We start from the raw sequence: 20,106 nt of genomic DNA, 5'->3' as shown, positions 1-20,106 counted from the left end.
GCCCATCCCCATTTCGCGAACCTAAGCAGTCAGCTCGCTCAGATATCCTGCTCGCCCTGCAGCGCGGCGACCGGGGCCGGGCCGAGGCCGTCCTTGTTGTAGATGTCGTCGCGGAACTGGACGCCGCCGTCCGGGGTCGCCCAGGCGGTGACATAGACCCAGTAGCAGGCCACCGGGTCGGCGATGCGGGCGTTGATGCGCTCGCCGGAGGCGATGACCTCGTCGATCTTGGCGCGGTCCCAGCCGGGCGTGTTCTTGAGCAGCCAGGCAATGTAGTCGCGCACGTTCTGGACGCGGATGCAGCCCGAGGAGACGAAGCGGTAATCGTCGCCGAAGATGCCCTTCGAGGGCGTGTCGTGCATGTAGACGCCGTGCGGGCTCGGGATGTTGATGCGTACGAAGCCGAGCGAGTTGAAGTCGCCGCCAGGATCCTGGCGGAAGGTGTAGCGGGTCGCCTCGTCCGAGCGCCAGTTGACCCGGTCCGGCGGGATCTCGCCGTTCGGGCCGATGATGCGGATCTTGTTCTCGGTGAGGTAGTTCGGCTCCTTCTGCATCTTCGGGATCAGATCCTTGCGGATGATCGAAGCGGGAACCGTCCAGGTCGGGTTGAAATTGACTTCGGGGATCTTGGTCTGCAGCAGCGGCGACTGACGGTCGATCTTGCCGACGCCGGCGGCATGGCGCGTCGCGACATGGCCGTTCTCGACCGTCTCGACCATCGCGGCCGGGATATTGGCGACGACATAGCGCTGGCCGAGACTGCCCGACCAGGTGCGCAGGCGCACGACATTGGTCTCGAGCTGACGGATGCGGCGGTCGATCGGCACGTTGAGCGCGGCCAGCGTCGCCTTGGTCAGCGTGCCCGTGGTGGAAAGGCCGACGCGCGACTGGAACTGGCGCAGCCCGGCCTCGACATAGGAATCGAAGACATTGCTGGTGCCGGCATTGGCATCGAGATCACCGGTGACGATCAGGCGCTGGCGCAGCGCCACGACGCCGGGGCCGCGCGAGCCGACGCTCAGGCGCTCGCTGACCTGCAGCATCGGCCAGCCGCCGCGGGCGGCGAGATCGCGATAGGCGGCGATGGCCTGCTCGGTGGCCTGGAGGCTTTCCGGGGAGAGCATCGGGGTCGAGGAGCGCAGCACCGCGTTGCGGGCGCCGGAATCGTAGCTCTGCCGCCACTCCGCCTGCTGGGCGAAGGCCGGCGCTGCCGCGCTTGCCGCGACGCCCGAGAGCAGCGCCAGCACGGTTTCACGGCGGGTCAGGCAGAAATTCGACATAACACCCCTCTTCCAAGTCCTCATACAGCAAAGCTGCGCGCCCAAAGCGTCGCAAGACAGCAATCGGGCCTACGCCTCGGAAGGCGGCCCGGCTGCGAGCGACGATCCAATACCAGAGTTAACGTCGCGTGAGCGCGGCGTTTTTAGGGCAGTGGGGGCGCAATGGAGGCAGAGAGCGGTTTTGCAGGCGACCTGCGTGATCTCAGCCACAGCTCGGGCGAAGATCCGACGCGGCCGCGAGAGCTGCGCAAGCTTCAGCCTCCGCGCGGCGGAGGCTGAAGAACTGGCGGGAAAAGCCGCGCGACGCGGCTCTCGAGGCCCGAAATCAGAGCTTGTAGCGGATCTGGTCGGTCCAGAAGCGCTCGAGCCGCAGCAGGGCGTTGTTCATGCGCTCGAAATCATCGGCGGCGATGCCACCGATCTGCTCGACCGTCTGAACATGCTTGTCGTAGACGCCCTTCACGAGATTGTGCACGTCGCGGCCCTTCTCGGTCAGGCTGATGCGGACCGAGCGGCGGTCGATGCGCGAACGGGCGTGGTGAAGATAGCCGAGCTCGACCAGCTTCTTGACGTTGTAGGAGACGTTCGAGCCGAGATAGTAGCCGCGCGTCCGCAGCTCGCTGGCGCTGAGCTCGGCATCGCCGATATTGTAGAGCAGCAGCGCCTGGACGCTGTTGACGTCGTCGCGGTTGCGGCGCTCGAACTCGTCCTTGATGACATCGAGCAGGCGACGATGCAGCCGCTCCACCAGAGTGAGGGACTCAAGGTAAAGGGGCTTCACCTTGAGTTGAACTTCCTCTGACTTGGCCGGAGCCGAAGTCTTTACGCTCGCTTTCATGGTATAATCCCGCCTGTTGAATATCGGCCAGGATTTTTCTCCCGGTCCGCTTCTGAGGAACACCATAGGCGGCACGGATGAAAACGAGTTTAAATATCAGGATGAATCAGGGATTTACCCCTTTGGGTGAATCCAACATGAAGCCAGAATTGCTTAAGCTAAAGCGTTTGTTACCAAGACTCTGCGCAATCGACGGGCCGGATCAGCGGACCGGATCTCATCCGGTCCGCTAATCCGGCCCCTTGTTTCCGCATCGGCTTTTCCCGAAAACCGCGATCCACTTTTCGGGCCGATGCGTTGTTTCCGCATCGGCTTTTTCCAAAAACCGCGATCCACTTTTCGGGCCGATGCGTTGTTTCCGCATCGGCTTTTCCGAAAACCGCGATCCACTTTTCGGGCCGATGCGCACCCTCCCCTGCCGAGGGCTCAGGTCTCCTCGTTCTCCGCTGCCCAGGTCGCCAGGAAATAGGCCGCCATCAGCGCCACATAAGAGGCGATCAGATAGGGCGTGATCGGCAGCAGCCGCGGGAAGAAGAAGCCGAGCAGGAGCTGGCTGACCGCCGCCAGCAGCCAGAGCACGCCGCCCCAGGTGCTGGTCAGCCAGAGCCCGACCGCGGCGACGAGATCGATCACCGCGAAATAGACCGTGATCGCCTGCGAGCTCAGCAGCTGCTCCTCGAACGGGAGCTGGCCCTCGGTGCCGATGCCGAAGATCGCCGCCCAGGCGAGCAGGCCCTTGGCCATCCAGGCGATCGAGAGCAGGCGCAGCAGCCAGACCAGCAGGAGCCGCCAGCGCATCAGGCGGCGCGGCTTCTCCGCCAGGCCGGGCGCGTCCAGGCCGGGATTGCCGACGACGCGCTGGCCGCGCTGGGTATCCGTTTCGCCGCGCCCGAGCGCCATGCCCTATTGCTCCAGATCGAGTTCGTCGGCGCCGAGCGGCGCGAAATAGGCGGCGATGGCATCCGGATCGACGGCGTCGAGGCTGGCGGGCTGCCAGCGCGGGGCATGGTCCTTGTCGATGACGACCGCGCGCACGCCCTCGTAGAATTCCGGGCTGCGGGCGACGCGCGAGACGATGCGATATTCCGTGCGCATCGCCTCGGCGAAGTCGAGCGTCGCGCCGCGGCGCATCTGCTCGAAGGTGATGGCGACGCTGGTCGGCGATTTCACCGCGACGGTCTGCAGCGCCTTGGCGGCGAACGTATCGCCCTCCCTGGCCTTGAGCGCGAGCCGGTCGCGGATTCCGGCCAGATCGGGCGCGCCGAAGCATTCGGCGATGGTGGCGCGGTTGGACGCGAGCTGTTCCGGGCCGGGGTCATGGGTGAATTCGGCGAGGATGTCGTCGACCGCGCCGCGCCCGGTCAGGGCGTCGGCGAGCTCGGCCATGCGCGCGCTCGGCACGGCATGGGTGGCAAGGCCGAGCGCCAGCGCATCGGCGGCGCCGACACGATCGCCCGTCAGCGCCAGATAGATGCCGGCGGCGCCCGGCAGGCGCGGCAAGGCATAGGTCGCGCCGACATCCGGGAAGAAGCCGATGCCGACCTCCGGCATGGCGAAGAGATAGCGCTCGCCGGCGACGCGATAGCGGCCATGCAGGGAGACGCCGACGCCGCCGCCCATGACGATGCCGTCGATCAGCGAGATATAGGGCTTGGGATAGCGCTGGATATGGGCGTTGAGGACATATTCCTCGGCCCAGAAGGCGAGCATTTCGTCAAACTTGCCGGCGCGTCCGAGATCATGCAACGCGCGGATATCGCCGCCGGCGCAGAAGGCCTTCTCGCCCGCCGCCATCAGCACGATGCGCGTGACCTTGGGATCGTGCTCCCAGGCGGCGAGCGCGCGGGCGAGCTCGCGCACCATGCCGTGGCTCAGCGCATTCAGCGCCTTCGGCCGGTTGAGGATGACGACCCCGGCCGCGCCGCGGATTTCGCAGATGATCTCGGGGTCCTCAGACATTCAGTGCTCGTGAGACAGTCATTGCTCGTGCGGCCGGGTTGCCGGGCGGTTCTGGGCCGGGCCGGCGGCGCTTGTCAACGCGCGCGGCTGCCGCAACCCGGCTTTGCAGTTGCGACCATCCACCCCTGTTTTGGAATGGTTCCGATGTGATAAGGACGTCATAACGAACAAGAGCGACGGCCCGGAACGGGCGGAGGCATTCATGGCATCGCGGGTTGTACGGCCGTTTCCGGGTGCGCTGGCACGGCGTGACGAGGCGCCTTCCGCCGCGGCCCAGCAGGCGGATACGCTCGGCCTGACCCGGCGCATGCGGCGCAACCGCAAGGCCGAATGGTCGCGCCGGCTGGTGCGCGAGTCGGTGCTGACGACCAACGACCTGATCTGGCCGATCTTCCTGGTCGATTCGTCGGAGGCGCGCACGCCCATCGCCTGGATGCCCGGCGTCGACCGGCTGAATATCGAGGAGGCGGTGCGCCAGAGCGTGCAGGCCGCCAGGCTCGGCATCCCCGCCATCGCGCCCTTCCCCAATGTCGAGAAGTCGCTGCGCGACGCGACCGGCTCGGAAGCGCTGAACACGCGCAACCTGATGTGCCGGGCGGTGCGGGCGATCAAGCAGGAGGTGCCAGAGCTCGGCATCATCTGCGATGCGGCGCTCGATCCCTACACCTCGCACGGCCATGACGGGGTGATGTCGGGCGAGACCGTGCTCAACGATGCCAGCGTCGGCATCCTGACCCAGCAGGCGCTGGCGCTGGCCGAGGCCGGCGCCGACGTGATCGCGCCGTCGGACATGATGGACGGGCGGGTCGGGGCGATCCGCGCCGAGCTGGACGAAGCCGGTTTCGACGAGGTCCAGATCATGGCCTATGCGGCGAAATACGCCTCGGCCTTCTATGGCCCGTTCCGCGATGCGATCGGCACCAATGCGACGCTGATCGGCGACAAGCGCACCTATCAGATGGACCCGGCGAATACCGACGAGGCCATCGCCGAGGTCGCGCTCGATCTCGAGGAGGGCGCCGACATGGTGATGATCAAGCCGGGCCTGCCCTATCTCGACGTGGTCGCGCGGGTGAAGGAGCATTTCCGGGTGCCGACCTTCGCCTACCAGGTCTCCGGCGAATACGCGATGATCCAGGCCGCCGCCCAGAATGGCTGGCTCGACGGCGACAAGGCGATGCTGGAGAGCCTGATCGCCTTCAAGCGCGCCGGCGCCGACGGGGTGCTGACCTATTTCGCACCGCGCGTGGCCGAGAAGCTGAAGGCCTTGGCGTAAGGCTGCCAGAACCCGCGCCTCATCCCGGCCGCAGCGAAGCGGAGCGCAGGGATGACGCCATGTTTGAACACGGACAATCCCGCGGTAGCGTCGCGACAATGCGCCCCGCCCTCCTCCTGCTGATTCTCCTCGGCCTGGCGCTCGTCGGCTGCGGCGAGCGCTTCGACACCGACCAGACGCGGCTGTGCCGGCAGGCGATCCCGCCGCTGAACCCGCCGGAGGCGCGCATCACCGTCGAGCGCGGCACGGTCGGGCCGAGGCCCAATACGTTGCGCATCATCTACAAGGTCGAGCTCGGCGAGGGGCCGGCGCGGACCCGCTTCATCGACTGCCTCTTCGCCGGCGAGGGCGTCGGCCTGCAGCGCGGCGCGCTGATCGGCGTCGCGGCCGATGGCAGGCCGATGAGCGATGCCAGCTTCTACCTGCTGCGCCGCTTCTATCTGGAGAATCGCGAGGAGCCGCCGCCCGATCCGGGCTCGGCCCGCATCGAGGACCTGCCGGAGATCCCGGCGGCGCTGGCCTACGGCCTGCAGCAGACCCTGAGCGCCCTGCCCTCGGCCGCGGTCTACGCGCTGCTCGCCTCGGCCTATGCGCTGATCTACGGGCTGACCGGCCGCATCATCCTGAGTTTCGGCGAATTCGCGTCGCTCGGCGCGCTGGCCTCCGTCGTCGGCGTCGCGCTGCTGGTCTCGGCCTCGCTCTCGACGCCGGTCTCGGGCCTGCTCGTCGCCTTCGTCGTCGCCATGGCGGTCTCGGCCTTCCACGGCTTCGCCATGGGCCGCTTCGTCCTGCGCCATCTGGAGAAGGCCACCGGCCAGCAGGTGCTGATCGCGACGATCGGGCTCGCGATCGGCCTGTCGGAATATTTGCGGCTGGCGCAGGGGCCGGACCTGCGCTGGCTGCCGCCGGTCTTCAACGAGCCCTGGGCGCTGGCGCGGGCCGGCCGCTTCATCGTCACGGTGACGCCGGTCGGGCTGGCGCTGGCGGCATTCGGGCTGGCGGCGGCGGTCGGGCTGGTGCTGCTGATCAAGTACTCGTCCTTCGGCCGGGCCTGGCGGGCCGTCTCGGACGATGCCAGGACGGCGGCGCTGTTCGGCGTCGATGCCCGCGCCGTGCACGACAGGGCGCTGGTCCTGGCCTGCGCCTGCTGCGGGGCGGCCGGCGTGATCGTCACGATCATCTATGGCGGCATGGGCTTTGCCGGCGGCTTCACGCTCGGGCTGAAGGCGCTGGTCGCCGCCATTCTCGGCGGCATCGGCTCGGTCTCGGGGGCCTGCCTCGGCGCGCTCAGCATCGCGCTGTTCGAAGCCGTCTGGTCGTCGACAATGCCGCTCGAACAGCGCGACCTCGCCGTCTATAGCTTGCTCGCCGTCGTGCTGATCCTGCGCCCCGGCGGCTTCTTCGGCGAGGGCGCGTTGACGCCACGCCAAGTATGAACATGGCCAGGTATGAACATGGCCAAGTCTGAACATGGCCAGGTCTGAAGGCGTGCAGGTCTGAACACTTAACGATCCGGGACTCGAGTGGAAAACCGACGATGAGCGCGCCCTTCGCGATCACCCCTGCCGATATCGACGCCGCCGCACGCCGGATCGAGGGCCATGTGCTGCGCACGCCGCTGGTGCCGGCGCCGCGCCTCTCCGAGCTCACTGGCGCGACCATCCTGGTCAAGCACGAGAACATGCAGGCGACCGCCTCGTTCAAGGAGCGCGGCGCGGTCAACAAGCTGCTCTCGCTCGACGCCGATGAGAAGAAGCGCGGCGTCATCGCCATGTCGGCCGGCAACCATGCCCAGGCCGTCGCCTATCACGCCCACCGTTTCGGCATCCCGGCGACGATCGTGATGCCGGAGACGACGCCGCTGGTGAAGGTCGAGAATACCCGCGCCCATGGCGCCCGCGTCGTGCTGCATGGCGAAACACTCTACGAATCCGCGCAGAAGGCGCGTGAGCTCGCGGAGAGCGAGGCCCTGGTTTTCGTCCACCCCTATGACGATGCGGCGGTGATGGCCGGCCAGGGCACGGTCGCGCGCGAGATGCTCGCCGAAGCGCCCGATCTCGACATGCTGGTGATCCCGCTCGGCGGCGGCGGGCTGATGGCCGGCAATGCCATCGCGGCGAAGGCGATCAAGCCGGAGATCGAGCTGATCGGCGTCGAGGCCGCGCTCTACCCGTCCTTCTACAACGCGGTCAACGGCAAGGACCTCTTCATCGGCGGCGCGACGCTCGCCGAAGGCATTGCGGTCAAGACCGTCGGCCAGCAGACCCTGCCGGTCGTCGCGAGCCTGACCGCCGATATCGTGCTGATCGGCGAGGACCTGATCGAGCGCGCGGTCAACGCCTATGCCAGCCTGCAGCACTCGCTGGCGGAAGGCGCCGGCGCGATCGGCCTTGCCGCGATCCTGAAGGAGCCGGAGCGTTATCGCGGCCGCAAGGTCGGGCTCGTGCTGACCGGCGGCAATATCGACACCCGCCTGCTCGCGGCGATCATGGTGCGCGAGCTCGAGCGCGACGAGCGGATCTGCGCCTTCCGGCTGACCGCCAGCGACCGGCCCGGCCTGCTCGGCAAGGTCGCGAGCCTGCTCGGCGAGCATGGCGCCAATATCCTCGAGGTCAGCCATGGCCGGCTCTTCCTGGACGTTCCGGCCAAGGGCGTGACGATCGACGTCACCGTCGAGACGCGCGGCGAGGCGCATACGCGCGCGATCGAGGCGGCCCTGCGCGAGGATGGCTATGCACCCCGCCGGATCCTGCCGCGCGGCCTTGCAGAACAGGAGCGCTGACCAAACATTATGGCGGCGGGGCCGTCACTTGCCGGCCCCGCGGCAACAGGGGGGCTTCGTTTTCCGATGAGCGAGCGTGGCTACCAGCAGCCGATCACGCCGGTCGAGCCGCGGGCATTCCCGGATGTGCGGGGTGTGCTCGGCTCGCGGCTCTTCGCCTGGATCGGCGACATCATCATCCTCTTCATCCTCGGCTGGATCATCTTCCTGCTGCTGCTCGTCCTGGGCATCGTCACCTTCGGCGCGACCTGGCTGCTGATCCCGATCGCGACCGTGGCGACGGCGCTCGGCTACGCGGCGCTGACGATCGGCGGACGGAAACAGGCGACCTGGGGCATGCGCATGGCGGGCCTCAGGGTCGAGACCGTCACCGGCGCGCCGCCGGACGGGCTCGCCGCCGCGGTACATGCGCTGCTGTTTTACGTTGCCGCCGGCACGGTCGGGCTCTGGGTGCTCGACATCCTGTGCGGGTTCGTCCGCGCCGACCGCCGGCTCGGGCATGATATTCTCGTCGGCTTCGTGGTGGTGAGGGCGTAGGATCGGCGGACAGATCGTGGCTGCCCAAAGCCTGATCTTGTTGCCGGCGCTGCGACTGGTAGAGTGGTAGAGGCGAAGCGATTTCCGGAGCGACCCGACCTTGACGCGCCCGTTGCGGGATGCCCCGCAATTTTATCTGACGTCGCCGACTCCTTGCCCCTATCTGCCGGGGCGCGAGGAGAGGAAAGTGTTTACCCATCTCGTCGGCGGCCGGGCGCGCGATCTCAACGACGTGCTCTCGCAAGGCGGCTTCCGGCGCTCGCAGAGCATTGCCTATCGTCCGGCCTGCGAGACCTGCCGCGCCTGCATCTCGGTGCGCGTCGTCGTCGACGATTTCCGGCCCTCGCGCGGCTTCCGCAAGGTCCTCTCGCGCAATAGCGACCTGATCGGCGAGGCGCTGCCACCGCAGCCGCGCTCCGAGCATTATTCGCTGTTCCGCACCTATCTCGACGAGCGCCATCCCGATGGCGGCATGGCGACGATGTCGGCGCTGGATTTCTCGATGATGGTCGAGGACACCCATGTCGATACCTCGCTGATCGAATATCGCCGGCGCGGGCCCGATAGCGGCTTCACCGGCCGCGGCGAGGGCGATCTCTTCGCGATGGCGCTGACCGACCGGCTGAGCGACGGGCTCTCCATGGTCTATTCGGTCTACGACCCGATGCTGGAGCTGCGCTCGCTCGGCACCTTCATGGTGCTCGACCATATCGAGCGCGCCCGCAAGCTCGGCCTGCCCTATGTCTATCTCGGCTATTGGGTCGAGGGCTCGCCCAAGATGTCCTACAAGGCCCGCTTCCTGCCGCAGCAGCGGCTGACCGGCCAGGGCTGGGAACGCGTCGACCAGGCCTGACGGGCATTCGCGCCGGACCGCCCGAGGCGCATCGGCACCGCGCGAAGAACGCGCTTGCCGCCAGCATCCCATCTCCGCACTCTCAGGCAACGGCCCGGATGGCGGCTGCGCCGCATCGCGGAGCCAAGTGGAGGACTGATGAGCGAGACACTGACCGAGCGGCTGGAGCGTTGCTATACCGGCGTCGTCCACGACGTGATGCGCGGCATGGGCCTGAGCGATTTCACCCTGCCGCCGGAGTTGCGCCCGCTCCTGCCCGGCCAGGTGCTGGCCGGCCCGGCCTTCACGGTCGAGGGCAAGACGGATCCGGATTTCGACGCGCATGAGACGCTGCTCGGCTGGACCGGCCTGCTCTCGCGGGCCAAGCCCGGCCATGTCTGGATCTGCCAGCCGAATACCGACGAGGTTGCGCTGATGGGCGAGCTCTCGGCCGAGACCCTGAAGAACAAGGGCGTGCGCGGCTGCGTCATCGACGGGCTGGCGCGCGATACCGAATTCATGATCGCGATGGGCTTCCAGGCCTATTTCCGCGCCTATACCCCGCGCGACATCGTCGGCTTCTGGCTGCCGAAGGCGATCGACGAGCCGATCAAGATCGGCCCGGTCTGGATCAGGCCGGGCGACTACATCCTCGGCGATCGCGACGGCGTCGTGCGCATCCCCGTCGAGATCATCGAGGACGTGCTGGCCAAGGCCGAGGCTGCGATCTCGACCGAGAACAAGGTCCGCACCGCGATCCTCTCAGGCGTCGACCCGCAGCAGGCCTATCTGCAGTTCGGCAAGTTCTGAGCGCGCGGCCAAACGGCGCAGTGCCGCAGCGCGACGCCGGCATTGACCATGGGAGAGCTGCGGCCTAGCCCTTGAGGATGGGAAGGACCATGCAGCGGACGGGCTGGAAGCGGAGCGCGGTCGCGCTGCTCTGCAGCTATGGCCTGATCCTGCATGCGGTGCTGCTGGCGCTCGGCTCGGGCCTTGCGGCCGCCCCCTCGCCGCTGCCGCAGCATGTGTTCTGCCTGCCAAGCGGCGGCTCCGGGCCGGATGCACCGGGCCAGCCCGAGCATGGGCCGATCTGCTGCGCGCTCGGCTGCCTGGCGAGCGGCACTGCCCTGCCACTTGCGGCAAACGGGTTCCTGCCGCTTCGCCACGCGGATTTCGCCGAAGCCGCCTTCCTGCCCCCGCCGGCGCCGGCCGCCCTGCCCGGCCGCCTCGCCTATCCGCTCGGAGCCCGCGCCCCGCCTGCCCTGACCTGAAGCCCTCCCAGCCATCTTCAGGACAGGACAATCTCATGACCACCGTCTCACTCGCGGAGACCGCGCCTGCGCGCGCGGATCGGGCCGCCTCGTTCTATCGCGCCGTCTGGCGCTGGCATTTCTATGCCGGGCTGCTGACGCTGCCCTTCCTCATCCTGCTCGCGCTCACCGGCGGGCTCTATCTCTTCCGGGCCGAGCTCGACGGCCTGATCCATCGCGACCTCAAGCAGGTCGAGATCCGGGCCAGTGCCATGGCGGCGCCGAGCGCGCTGGTGGCGAATGCGCTCGCGGCCATCCCCGGCCAGGCCGTGAAATTCACCGCGCCGGAAACGCCGGCCGCCTCGGCTGAGGTGACGATCCGCGCTGCCGACGGCGCCCGCAAGGTCGCCTATCTCGACCCCTATGACGGGCGCGTGCTCGGAGAGCTGCCCGACAAGGGCACGGTGATGTGGATCGTCAGGCAGATCCACAGCCTCGCCTATTTCGGACCGGTGGCGAATGGCGTCATCGAGATCGTCGGCGGCTGGGCGATCCTGCTGGTCCTGACCGGGCTTTTCTTGTGGTGGCCGCGCGGGCGCAGCGGCGGCGTGGTCTCGGTGCGCGGCGATGCCGGCAAGCGCGTGTTCTGGCGCGATCTCCATGCGGTGACCGGCGCCTTTGTCGGGCTCTTCATCGTCTTCCTGGCGGTGACCGGCATGCCCTGGTCGGTGTTCTGGGGCGATCAGGTCAATCGCTGGGCCAACGGCCATAATTTCGGCTACCCCGCCGGCGTGCGGGTGGCCGTGCCGATGTCGGAGGAGCACCTGCACCATGCCGGGCCGACCTCATGGTCGCTGGAACAGGCGCAGGTGCCGGAATCGGTGGCGAAGGCAGACGGCCCGATCGGGCTCGACGCGGCGGTGGCGAAGTTCGATGCGCTCGGCCTGACGCCCGGCTATGCGGTCAACCTGCCGAGCAGCCCAAGCGGCGTCTATACCGGCTCGGTCTATCCGAAGGACCTGTCGCGCCAGCGCGTGATCCATCTCGACCAGTATAGCGGCGAGGCTTTGCTCGACATGTCCTATGCCGATTACGGCCCGCTCGGCAAAGCGCTGGAATGGGGCATCAACGTGCATATGGGCCAGGAATTCGGGCTGGCGAACCAGCTCCTGATGCTGGCGGTCTGCCTGTCCATCATCCTGCTCGCCGTCTCGGCCGCGGTGATGTGGTGGAAGCGGCGCCCTTCCGGCTCGCTCGGCGTGCCGCCGCTGCCGCCGAACAAGGCGACGCTCTACGGCGTCTTCGCCATCCTCGCCATCGGCGGCGTCATCTTCCCGCTGGTCGGCCTGTCGCTGCTGGCGATGCTCGCGCTCGACCGGCTGTTCTGGCCGGCGGCGAGGGCCTGATTGCTACGCCGGCCCGCGCCCCCGCGCGGGCCGGTCACGCATCAGAAACCATTTGCGCGGCAACAGCTTCACATCGGGCGGCGGCTTAAGACTAAATCAAGCCGGAACAGCGTAATTGCTGGAATTCCTCAAGGGCAGAATGCCGATGTTAGACTCCCTGTCGAAGATGCCGGGCGAAATGTCGTCGGATACAAGGCGGCAATTGCTCAATGCCGTCACCGACCTGTTCCTGCTCGACCAGGATCCGAGCGAGGAATCGCAGGAGCATTACGGCGAGATCGCCAACCAGTCGCTCCCCAAGCTCAACGCGACGGACCGGCAGGCCTATGCCGAGAAAGTCGCGGCGGTGCCGACGCTGCCGCATCAGGTCGCCGTCACGCTCGCCGGCGACCAGGACGGCGAGGTCGCGCGGCTCGTTCTGAAGCTTTCTCCCGTGCTGACGGATGCCGATCTTGCTGCGATCGCAGTCAGCCAGTCGCAATATCACCTCGTCGCGATCGCGGAGCGCGCGAAGCTGTCGGAGGGACTGACCGACATTCTCGTGGAGCGCGGCAATCGCGACGTCCTCCATACGGTCAGCAGCAATGATGGCGCCGCCTTCTCCGACAAGGGCTTCGAACGCCTGTTGGAGCGCGGTGGCCAGGACATCAGCATCAGCAGCGCACTCGCCGCCCGCGCCGACCTGAAGCCCGACCGCGCCGCGCGCGTGATGCGGATCGTCGAGCAGTTGAACGACAATGGCGGCCTCTGGTCGAAACCCTCCGACGAAGCCGCGAGCCTGGCGCGCCAGGCGCGGCAACAGCGCCTGGAGGTCAAGCTGCTCCTCGCCGATCTCGCAGCCGGCAGCCGCACCGTCGACGAGATCATCGCCATGCTCGCAGACGAGGATCGCGCCTATCACCTCGCCCAGGTCGTCGCTCAGGCGGCCGAGATCGGCACCGAACAGGCCTTGCGCGTGCTGATGCAGCGCGACGTGACCGGCATCGCCGTGACCTGCCGCTCGCTCAACGTCACGACGGCGACCTTCGAGACAGTGCTGAACATGCGGGGACGACGCCTTTATTTCGCACCGAAGAGCACCAAGGACGATCTGCGCGGCTACGCCACGCTCGATAATGCGACCGCGGAACGGACGATGCGCTTCCTCAAGATGCGCACCAAGCTCCGCTGAGCCGAGTTGCGCCGAGCCAAGGATCCGCCGAGCCAAAGATCCACTGGGCGGGGCGCCGCCACAAATCCGCGACATTCGCCCACCCATCTGCTAGCCTCTCCATGGGGTTCGGCCGCAAGGGTGCCTTCGACGTGAGATTATCGATCCTGACCGGCGCGGTCTGCGCGCTCGCCATGACCGCGGGCGGCGCCTCGGCGCAGACCTTCCTGCCCTTCACCGGCTTCGCGCCCCTGCCCTCCTTCGCCTGGTCGGAGCCGACGCTGGCGCCCGGCGGAGTGAAATGGGACGGCACCTATGCCCGGATCTCCACCGGCTTCCAGGTGACCAGCTCGAAGCATTACGGCACCTTCGCCGGCCCGACCATCGGGGTCGAGGCCGGCAAGATGTGGCGCGAGGGCGATTTCGTATTCGGCATCGCCGGCGCGCTCGACTATGTCCGCCCGCTCGGCGGCTATGACACGCCCGGCTTCGGCAATGCCGTCTTCACCCGCGACATCGCCGGCGCCTTCGAGGTCAAGGCCGGCTGGCTCCCGGTCGATAACGTGCTGCTCTACACCAAGGTCGGCATGGTCGCCGCCAACGAGACCTGGCGCTTCGGCGCAAGCCCGTTCTCGTCGCCGTTCAAGCAGAGCGACATCGCGGTCCGGCCGGAAGCGCGGGCCGGCGTCGAATGGGCGGTGACCAACAACCTGACGCTCGGCCTCGAGGTCGGCGTCGTCGGCCAGGCGATCCGCCCCTGAGATTTTGATTCAAGACGCTGCCGGGTTGATTCAAGGACACCGCGTAAGGCGCTGACGTAGAATCGCTTCTCTCCTTGCGGGCTTGTTCGAAAGCTTGCGCGGTGGCCGTCGCGCGACCCCTCATCCGTCTCGGCTGGGCCGAGCCACCTTCTCCCGCAAGGGGAGAAGGGAAGGAGCTCTGGGTCGCATCGGTCAAGCGAAGGACGCCCCCTTCTCCCCTTGCGGGAGAAGGTGCCCCGTAGGGGCGGATGAGGGGTCGCGCCGCCCTTCATCGTTGAGCTTGTTCGAAGTGTTGCGCGGCAATCGTGGCGCGACCCCTCATCCGTCTCGGCTTCGCCGAGCCACCTTCTCCCGCAAGGGGAGAAGGAAGGAGCTCTGGGTCGCATCGGTCAAGCGAAGAGCGCCCCCTTCTCCCCCTGCGGGAGAAGGTGCCCCGTAGGGGCGGATGAGGGGTCGCGCCACCCTTCATCGTCGAGCTTGTTCGAAGGGTTGCGCGGCAATCGTCGCGCGACCCCTCATCCGTCTCGGCTTCGCCGAGCCACCTTCTCCCGCAAGGGGAGAAGGAACTACCCCCCGAACTTGTTGTTCTTCGGAAAGCCTTTTGGCGGCAGGCGGCCGGCTTCGGCGCGGTGGCCGAGCCATTCCATCAGCTCGCTCTGGGCCACCGTCCAGGTCCGGCCGGAGGTGTCGAGCCAGGTCAGGCCGTCGGCGAGCTTGAAGACCTTGGCGTCGGAGACGCCGCCATCCTTGTAGCGCTGCAGGCGCACGCCCTTGCCACGGCCCATCTCGGCGACTTCCGAGATCGGGAAGCAATTCAGCTTGCGGTTCTCGCCGATGATCGCGACATGGTCGCCCTCGGCCGGGGCCGCCAGCATGGCGACGACTGGGGCCGTGACATTGACGACCTGCCGCCCCTTGCGGGTATTGGCGACGACATCGTCGGTCGGGGCGACGAAGCCGCGCCCATCCGAAGTCACCATCAGCAGCTTCGCGCCCGGCCTGTAGGGGAAGGCCGAGACGATCTCGGCCGTCTCCTCGAGCTCGATCATCAAGCGGATCGGATCGCCGAAGCCGCGCCCGCCGGGCAGTTTCGAGGCCTCCAGCGTGAAGACCTTGCCGTTCGAGGCCAGGACCAGGACCTTCGCCGTGGTCTCGGTGAAGAAGCCGAGCTGGAGCGCGTCGTCGCCCTTGAAGGTCAGGGTCGAGAGGTCCTGGACATGGCCCTTCAGCGCCCGGATCCAGCCCTTCTTCGAGACCACGACCGTGACCGGCTCGCGCTCGACCATGGCCTGGGTCAGGTCGATCTCGGTGGTCTCCGGCATATCCGCGAAATCGGTGCGGCGCTTGCCGATCGCCGTCTCCGGGCCGAAGAGCTTCTTCACCTCGCGGATATCGTGCGAGATGAATTTCCACTGCGTCGCCTCCGAGCCGAGCAGATCCTCGATCTGGCCCTTCTCGGTGGTGAGCTCGTCGAGCTCGGTCTTGAGCTGCATCTCCTCGAGCTTGCGCAGGGCGCGCAGGCGCGTGTCGAGGATGGCGTTGGCCTGGATCTCGGTGAGCTCGAAGACGCGCATCAGCTCGACCTTCGGCTCGTCCTCCTCGCGGATGATCTTGATGACCCGGTCGAGGTCGAGATAGACGATGAGCAGGCCGCGCAGGATCTCGAGCCGCTTCTCGATCTGGCCGAGGCGGAAGCGCGAGCGGCGCAGCAGCACCTCGCGGCGATGGTCGAGCCATTCGCGCAGGGCCTCGCCGAGGCCGAGCACGCGCGGCACCAGCCCGCCGGTCAGCACGTTCATGTTCATCGGGATGCGCGCCTCCAGCTCGGAGAGCCGGAAGAGCGATTCCATCATCAGGTTGGCGTCGACATTGCGGGCGCGCGGCTCGATGACGACGCGGATGTCTTCCGCCGACTCGTCGCGCAAGTCCGCGACCAGTGGCAGCTTCCGCTCGTTCAGCAGCTCGGCGATCTTCTCGATCAGCCGGCCCTTCGAGACCATGTAGGGGATCTCGGTGACGACCACGAACCAGGTGCCGCGGCCCTGGTCCTCGACATGCCAGCGCGCCCGCGTGCGGAAGGCGCCGCGGCCGGTGCGGTAGGTCTCCGCCATCGAGGCGCGGCTCTCGACGATGATGCCGCCGGTCGGGAAATCCGGACCGGGCACGAAGGTCATGAGCTGCTCGGAGGAGGTCTCCGGATGCTGGATCAGGTAGAGCGCCGCATCGCAGAGCTCGGCGGCATTGTGCGGCGGGATCGAGGTCGCCATGCCCACGGCGATGCCCTGCGAGCCGTTGGCGAGCAGGTTCGGGAAGGCGGCCGGGAGCACGACCGGCTCCTCGTCCTCGCCATTATAGGTCTCGCGGAAATCGACCGCGTCCTCGTCGATCCCGTCGAGCAGCAGGCGCGCGACCTCGGTCATGCGCGCTTCGGTATAGCGGTAGGCAGCGGCGTTATCGCCGTCGATATTGCCGAAATTGCCCTGGCCGTCGACGAGCGGGTAGCGCTGGGCGAAATCCTGCGCGAGGCGCACCAGCGCGTCATAGACCGACTGGTCGCCATGCGGGTGGAACTTACCGATGACGTCGCCGACGATGCGGGCGCATTTCTTGTGGACCTGGCCGGGATCGAGCCGGAGCAGCCGCATCGCATGCAGGATGCGGCGATGGACCGGCTTCAGCCCGTCGCGTGCATCCGGCAGGGCGCGGTGCAGGATGGTGGAGAGCGCATAGGTGAGATAGCGATCCTCGAGCGCCGATTTCAGATCGATGCGCTCGGTCTCGTCCTCCGGCGGCGGATCGACCGGTTTGCCCATATGTACTCAACCTCGAATTGGAAGCGGCCGCTCGTGCCGCGAATCACTTTGGCATCACGATGCCGGGCGGGCGCAAGCCGCGCAAAGCGTCATAGCGCCCCAAACCGAAAAAGTCAGTGGATTCGCACGGCGAGCTCGATCAGCCGCGCCCGCTCCGGCGGCTCCTGCAGGCCGCGCGGCTCGTAGACATGGCGGCGCAGGAAGAAGCCGGTGAGCGCAAAGCCGGCCGCGATGTCGGCCGCGCTCGGCTGGCGGGCGCCCTGCCCTTCGCTGAGGAAGGCCGGCAAGGTCAGCAGCCGGTCGAGATAGGGCTGCGCCGCCTTGCGGCTGACCGCCTTGCCCGATTTCGGCGAGACATGGGTCAGGTCCTCGTTCACGCCGGTCACGGCGCAGCGCAGGAGATCGAGCCCGAAGCCGAGCTCGGAGAGCATCGCGACCTCGAAGCGCACGATCAGCGCCGGCGCCAGCAAGGGCTCGTCGAGATGCTCGATCAGCACGGAGAGCGCCTCGTGCAGGCCGGGATGCGGATCGCGCTCCGGCAAGAGCCGCAGCAAGGCGGCGATGGTGGCGAGCCCGTAGAGCGCGACCGGCGCCGCCATCAGCCTGGCCGCATGGGAGGTGAGCAGCTCGATCCTGTATTCGCCGAGATGCTCGTCGAGCCGGGCGCGCCAGGTCAGCGCCACCGCATTGCCGGGCTGGAGCACCGGCTGGACCTTGGTGGAGCGGCCGCCGCGGACGAGGCCGAGATGGCGGCCATGCCCGCGCGTCATCACCTCCAGGATCACGGCGCTCTCGCCATGCTGCCGGACGCCGATGATCGTGCCCTCGTCGCTCCATTCCATGGCGGCAGTTAGGGCGGCGGCCGGGCCGGGGTCAATTCGCGGGCATGCCGACGATCGCCTGGTCGTCGTGCTCGTCCTCGTGGCGGGCATCCACGTCCTGGCCACGCTCCTCGCCAGGCGAAGACGTGGATGGTCGGGACAAGCCCGACCATGACGGGAGAGCCCGTCCACGAGGCCGCACCAAGTCTAGGCGTATTGCGCCACGCCCGCGCCGAAGGACCAGTTCTCACGCGTCGTCTCGATCAGGTTGATGAAGATGTCGTCCGGCTTCAGGCCGGGATCGCGGCGCAGGTTCTCGGCGATCTTGGCGAACAGCGCCTTCTTCTGGGTGACGCCGCGGCTGGCGCTGACGGTGATCTGGATGATCACCAGCCCGGACGAGCGGGCGAAGCCGAAATAATTGGCGTTGAAGATGAACTCGTCGGGATCGTGCTGGTGGATCACGGCGAAGAGATCGTCCTCCGGCACCTCGAAGGTCTCGCGCAGGGCGCGATAGACGCCGTCGACGATGGCGGCGGGCTCTGAAGCGGGGCGGCCGCGCCGCATCGAAATTCGGATCAGGGGCATCGTGGCTCTCCGTTGCGGGCGAGGCCTCGCCTCGCGACATCCCAAAGCTAGCGCTGCCCCATTCATCTTGGTAGAATATCGGTGATGATATCAATCATATTGATTTTAGATCTATGATCGCTACGACGCTCGATATCGACGCGGTCGCGGCCTTTCTCGGCGCCGCCGATCTGCGCAGCTTCACCCGCGCCGCCGAGGCGCTCGGCACGACGCAATCGCTGGTCAGCACACGGGTGAAGCGGCTCGAGGAAGTCCTGGGCCGCGCCCTGCTGCAGCGCCATCCGCGGCTGGTGAAGCTGACCGCCGAGGGCGAGCGCTTCGTGCCGGCGGCGCGCGACTTGCTCGCAGCGCATGAGCGGGCGCGCGCCGCCTTCAGCGAGGCGCGCGAGCAGGTCGCGATCGGCATCAGCGAGCAGGCGGTCGGGGCGGATGCGCCGGCGCTGCTGGCGCGGCTCTCCCGGCACGACCCGACCCTGGTGATCAACCTGACGATCGACCGCTCGACCCTCCTGGAGGCCGCTTTCGAGCGCGGCGAGCTCGATGTCGCGGTGACCAGGCGGATCGGCGGCGGGCGCGTCGGCGAGACCTTGCGGCGCGACGATTTCGGCTGGTTCGCCGCGCCCGCCCTGATCCGCGACCCAAATGCCCCGCTGCCGCTGGTCAGCCTGATGAGCGAATGTGGGCTCAGGCGTCATGCCGTCGCGGCGCTCGGCCGGGCCGGCATCGCCTGGCGCGAGGCCTTCATCGGCGGCGGCATGGCCGCGGTGCTGGCGGCGGTCGAGGGCGGGCTCGGCGTCTCGCCGCTGGCGGCGCGGATCGCGCCGGTCGGCGCTGTCGATGTCGGCGAGGCCTGGGGACTGCCGGCGCTGGGCTCGTCCGAAGTCGTCCTGCGCAGCCATGTCGCGACGCCGCGCGCGAACGCCTTCGTCAGGGAACTGGCGGCGGCGTTCCGGGCGGGAGAACGCCGTTGACAGATAGTAAGCTACGACTTACGGTTAGCCATGGCTAACGCAGAGCAATTCTTCGAGGCGCTCGGCGATCCGACGCGCCGGCGGATCTTCGAGCAGTTGCGGAGCGGACCGCAGGCCGTCGTCGATCTCGCCCGCATCGTCCCGGTCTCGCGCCCGGCGGTCTCGCAACATCTGAAGGTGCTCAAGCAGGCCGGGCTCGTGGTCGACGCGGCCGCGGGCAATCGGCGGGTCTATCGCATCGATCCGCATGGGCTCGGGCCGTTGCGGGCCTGGCTCGACCAGTTCTGGGCAACCAACCTGGACGCGTTCGCAGCGGCAGTGGAGAAGGATGAGACGACATGACGGTTTCGACGATCAGCCCGGCGGCGGTGCGCAAGAGCATTGTCGTGAAAGCGCCGCCGGCGCGCGCCTTCGAGGTCTTCACGAGCGGCATGGGGCGCTGGTGGCCCGGCTCGCACAACACGCAGCCCTCGCCGATCACCAATGTGGTGATCGAGCCGCGGGTCGGCGGGCGCTGGTTCTCGACGCATGAGGATGGCGGGGAAGCGGATTGGGGCCGGGTCCTGGCTTGGGAGCCGCCCGGCCGCGCCGTCCTCGGCTGGCAGCTCAATGCCGAGTTCCAATACGATCCCGACTTCATCACCGAGGTCGAGATCACCTTCACGCCGCAGGAGGCCGGGACGCTGGTGACGCTCGAGCACCGCAATCTCGAGCGCTACGGCGAAGCGGCCGAGCGTGTGCGCGGCATGATCGACGCCGATGGCGGCTGGGGCGGATTGCTGCAGCTGTTCGGCACCGAGGCCGAGGCCGCAGCCTAGGGGACTCTGGAGCATTTCCGCGTT

General features: G+C 67.7%; 20 protein-coding genes. 13 read left to right on the top strand and 7 right to left on the bottom strand.

Annotation, left to right across the window (positions count from 1 at the left end; all coding sequences use genetic code 11):
• Positions 1-38: 38 nt before the first annotated feature.
• The 4 genes from EV560_RS34205 to EV560_RS34190 form a co-directional block, all read right to left on the bottom strand.
• A complete protein-coding gene (locus EV560_RS34205) occupies positions 39-1,280 on the bottom strand; it encodes a L,D-transpeptidase family protein (protein ID WP_131860347.1) in 1,242 nt (413 codons plus the stop codon).
• Positions 1,281-1,605: 325 nt separating this feature from the next.
• Complete coding sequence (ldtR, locus tag EV560_RS34200; protein ID WP_131860346.1) at positions 1,606-2,118, bottom strand: transcriptional regulator LdtR; 513 nt, start codon at positions 2,116-2,118, stop codon at positions 1,606-1,608.
• A gap of 426 nt (positions 2,119-2,544) precedes the next feature.
• Entirely contained in the window at positions 2,545-3,018 is a 474-nt protein-coding gene (locus tag EV560_RS34195) for a DUF6163 family protein (RefSeq protein WP_131860345.1), read from the bottom strand.
• Between the two features lie 3 nt (positions 3,019-3,021).
• Positions 3,022-4,077: an enoyl-CoA hydratase/isomerase family protein gene (locus tag EV560_RS34190; RefSeq protein ID WP_131860344.1), complete on the bottom strand. Its 1,056-nt coding sequence runs from the start codon at positions 4,075-4,077 to the stop codon at positions 3,022-3,024.
• Positions 4,078-4,279: 202 nt separating this feature from the next.
• Here EV560_RS34190 and hemB point away from each other — a divergent pair, with 202 nt between their 5' ends.
• The 10 genes from hemB (at position 4,280) to EV560_RS34140 (ending at position 14,071) form a co-directional block, all read left to right on the top strand.
• Entirely contained in the window at positions 4,280-5,353 is a 1,074-nt protein-coding gene (gene hemB, locus EV560_RS34185) for a porphobilinogen synthase (protein WP_131860343.1), read from the top strand.
• Positions 5,354-5,451: 98 nt separating this feature from the next.
• The gene (locus EV560_RS34180) at positions 5,452-6,789 is read left to right on the top strand and encodes a branched-chain amino acid ABC transporter permease (RefSeq protein WP_165923766.1); all 1,338 of its coding nucleotides are present in this window, start codon (positions 5,452-5,454) and stop codon (positions 6,787-6,789) included.
• 101 nt (positions 6,790-6,890) lie between these two features.
• Entirely contained in the window at positions 6,891-8,135 is a 1,245-nt protein-coding gene (locus EV560_RS34175) for a threonine ammonia-lyase (protein ID WP_131860341.1), read from the top strand.
• A gap of 66 nt (positions 8,136-8,201) precedes the next feature.
• Entirely contained in the window at positions 8,202-8,672 is a 471-nt protein-coding gene (locus EV560_RS34170; RefSeq protein WP_165923765.1) for an RDD family protein, read from the top strand.
• A gap of 100 nt (positions 8,673-8,772) precedes the next feature.
• Complete coding sequence (locus tag EV560_RS34165; protein ID WP_131860339.1) at positions 8,773-9,525, top strand: arginyltransferase; 753 nt, start codon at positions 8,773-8,775, stop codon at positions 9,523-9,525.
• Positions 9,526-9,663: 138 nt separating this feature from the next.
• Entirely contained in the window at positions 9,664-10,314 is a 651-nt protein-coding gene (locus EV560_RS34160; protein ID WP_131860338.1) for an RraA family protein, read from the top strand.
• An 89-nt stretch (positions 10,315-10,403) separates the two neighbouring features.
• Positions 10,404-10,775, top strand: coding sequence for a hypothetical protein (locus EV560_RS34155; protein WP_131860337.1), 372 nt, complete (start codon positions 10,404-10,406; stop codon positions 10,773-10,775).
• Positions 10,776-10,810: 35 nt separating this feature from the next.
• Positions 10,811-12,160, top strand: a complete 1,350-nt coding sequence (locus EV560_RS34150; RefSeq protein ID WP_131860336.1) for a PepSY-associated TM helix domain-containing protein — start codon at positions 10,811-10,813, stop codon at positions 12,158-12,160.
• 145 nt (positions 12,161-12,305) lie between these two features.
• Positions 12,306-13,331 carry a DUF2336 domain-containing protein gene (locus tag EV560_RS34145; RefSeq protein ID WP_165923764.1) on the top strand — a complete coding sequence of 342 codons (1,026 nt, stop codon included), beginning with the start codon at positions 12,306-12,308 and terminating at the stop codon, positions 13,329-13,331.
• A 131-nt stretch (positions 13,332-13,462) separates the two neighbouring features.
• On the top strand, positions 13,463-14,071 hold the full coding sequence (locus tag EV560_RS34140; RefSeq protein WP_165923763.1) for an outer membrane protein: 609 nt from the start codon (positions 13,463-13,465) through the stop codon (positions 14,069-14,071).
• 566 nt (positions 14,072-14,637) lie between these two features.
• On the opposite strand, the gene parC is transcribed toward EV560_RS34140, so the two are convergent.
• The 3 genes from parC to EV560_RS34125 all read right to left on the bottom strand — a co-directional run bounded on the left by parC (position 14,638) and on the right by EV560_RS34125 (position 18,293).
• A complete protein-coding gene (parC, locus tag EV560_RS34135; RefSeq protein WP_131860333.1) occupies positions 14,638-16,884 on the bottom strand; it encodes a DNA topoisomerase IV subunit A in 2,247 nt (748 codons plus the stop codon).
• Positions 16,885-16,997: 113 nt separating this feature from the next.
• Positions 16,998-17,726 (bottom strand): DNA repair protein RecO, encoded by a 729-nt coding sequence (recO, locus tag EV560_RS34130; RefSeq protein ID WP_131860332.1) that lies wholly within the window; start codon positions 17,724-17,726, stop codon positions 16,998-17,000.
• A 186-nt stretch (positions 17,727-17,912) separates the two neighbouring features.
• A complete protein-coding gene (locus EV560_RS34125; protein WP_131860331.1) occupies positions 17,913-18,293 on the bottom strand; it encodes a tautomerase family protein in 381 nt (126 codons plus the stop codon).
• A gap of 113 nt (positions 18,294-18,406) precedes the next feature.
• On the opposite strand from EV560_RS34125, the gene EV560_RS34120 reads away from it, so the two are divergent.
• Genes EV560_RS34120 through EV560_RS34110 form a run of 3 tightly spaced genes read left to right on the top strand, consistent with a single transcriptional unit; the run spans position 18,407 to position 20,082 of the window.
• Positions 18,407-19,264, top strand: coding sequence for a LysR family transcriptional regulator (locus EV560_RS34120; protein ID WP_131860330.1), 858 nt, complete (start codon positions 18,407-18,409; stop codon positions 19,262-19,264).
• A 30-nt stretch (positions 19,265-19,294) separates the two neighbouring features.
• Positions 19,295-19,606, top strand: coding sequence for an ArsR/SmtB family transcription factor (locus EV560_RS34115; RefSeq protein WP_131860329.1), 312 nt, complete (start codon positions 19,295-19,297; stop codon positions 19,604-19,606).
• On the top strand, positions 19,603-20,082 hold the full coding sequence (locus EV560_RS34110) for an SRPBCC family protein (RefSeq protein ID WP_131860328.1): 480 nt from the start codon (positions 19,603-19,605) through the stop codon (positions 20,080-20,082). The genes EV560_RS34115 and EV560_RS34110 overlap by 4 nt, the downstream gene beginning before the upstream one ends.
• The last annotated feature ends 24 nt before the right edge of the window (positions 20,083-20,106 follow it).

It is taken from the genome of Allobosea sp. BK604, assembly GCF_004341515.1.
Lineage (GTDB): Bacteria > Pseudomonadota > Alphaproteobacteria > Rhizobiales > Beijerinckiaceae > Allobosea.
Note: the sequence above shows the minus strand (reverse complement) of the source record. Positions and strands in the feature narration are given on the sequence as shown.

Bases quoted from the DNA above. Each gene is read 5' to 3' on its own strand.
- EV560_RS34205 (WP_131860347.1), bottom strand. From the start codon at position 1,280: ATGTCGAATTTCTGCCTGACCCGCCGTGAAACCGTGCTGGCGCTGCTC.
- ldtR (WP_131860346.1), bottom strand. From the start codon at position 2,118: ATGAAAGCGAGCGTAAAGACTTCGGCTCCGGCCAAGTCAGAGGAAGTT.
- EV560_RS34195 (WP_131860345.1), bottom strand. From the start codon at position 3,018: ATGGCGCTCGGGCGCGGCGAAACGGATACCCAGCGCGGCCAGCGCGTC.
- EV560_RS34190 (WP_131860344.1), bottom strand. From the start codon at position 4,077: ATGTCTGAGGACCCCGAGATCATCTGCGAAATCCGCGGCGCGGCCGGG.
- hemB (WP_131860343.1), top strand. From the start codon at position 4,280: ATGGCATCGCGGGTTGTACGGCCGTTTCCGGGTGCGCTGGCACGGCGT.
- EV560_RS34180 (WP_165923766.1), top strand. From the start codon at position 5,452: ATGCGCCCCGCCCTCCTCCTGCTGATTCTCCTCGGCCTGGCGCTCGTC.
- EV560_RS34175 (WP_131860341.1), top strand. From the start codon at position 6,891: ATGAGCGCGCCCTTCGCGATCACCCCTGCCGATATCGACGCCGCCGCA.
- EV560_RS34170 (WP_165923765.1), top strand. From the start codon at position 8,202: ATGAGCGAGCGTGGCTACCAGCAGCCGATCACGCCGGTCGAGCCGCGG.
- EV560_RS34160 (WP_131860338.1), top strand. From the start codon at position 9,664: ATGAGCGAGACACTGACCGAGCGGCTGGAGCGTTGCTATACCGGCGTC.
- EV560_RS34155 (WP_131860337.1), top strand. From the start codon at position 10,404: ATGCAGCGGACGGGCTGGAAGCGGAGCGCGGTCGCGCTGCTCTGCAGC.
- EV560_RS34150 (WP_131860336.1), top strand. From the start codon at position 10,811: ATGACCACCGTCTCACTCGCGGAGACCGCGCCTGCGCGCGCGGATCGG.
- EV560_RS34145 (WP_165923764.1), top strand. From the start codon at position 12,306: ATGTTAGACTCCCTGTCGAAGATGCCGGGCGAAATGTCGTCGGATACA.
- parC (WP_131860333.1), bottom strand. From the start codon at position 16,884: ATGGGCAAACCGGTCGATCCGCCGCCGGAGGACGAGACCGAGCGCATC.
- recO (WP_131860332.1), bottom strand. From the start codon at position 17,726: ATGGAATGGAGCGACGAGGGCACGATCATCGGCGTCCGGCAGCATGGC.
- EV560_RS34125 (WP_131860331.1), bottom strand. From the start codon at position 18,293: ATGCCCCTGATCCGAATTTCGATGCGGCGCGGCCGCCCCGCTTCAGAG.
- EV560_RS34120 (WP_131860330.1), top strand. From the start codon at position 18,407: ATGATCGCTACGACGCTCGATATCGACGCGGTCGCGGCCTTTCTCGGC.
- EV560_RS34115 (WP_131860329.1), top strand. From the start codon at position 19,295: ATGGCTAACGCAGAGCAATTCTTCGAGGCGCTCGGCGATCCGACGCGC.
- EV560_RS34110 (WP_131860328.1), top strand. From the start codon at position 19,603: ATGACGGTTTCGACGATCAGCCCGGCGGCGGTGCGCAAGAGCATTGTC.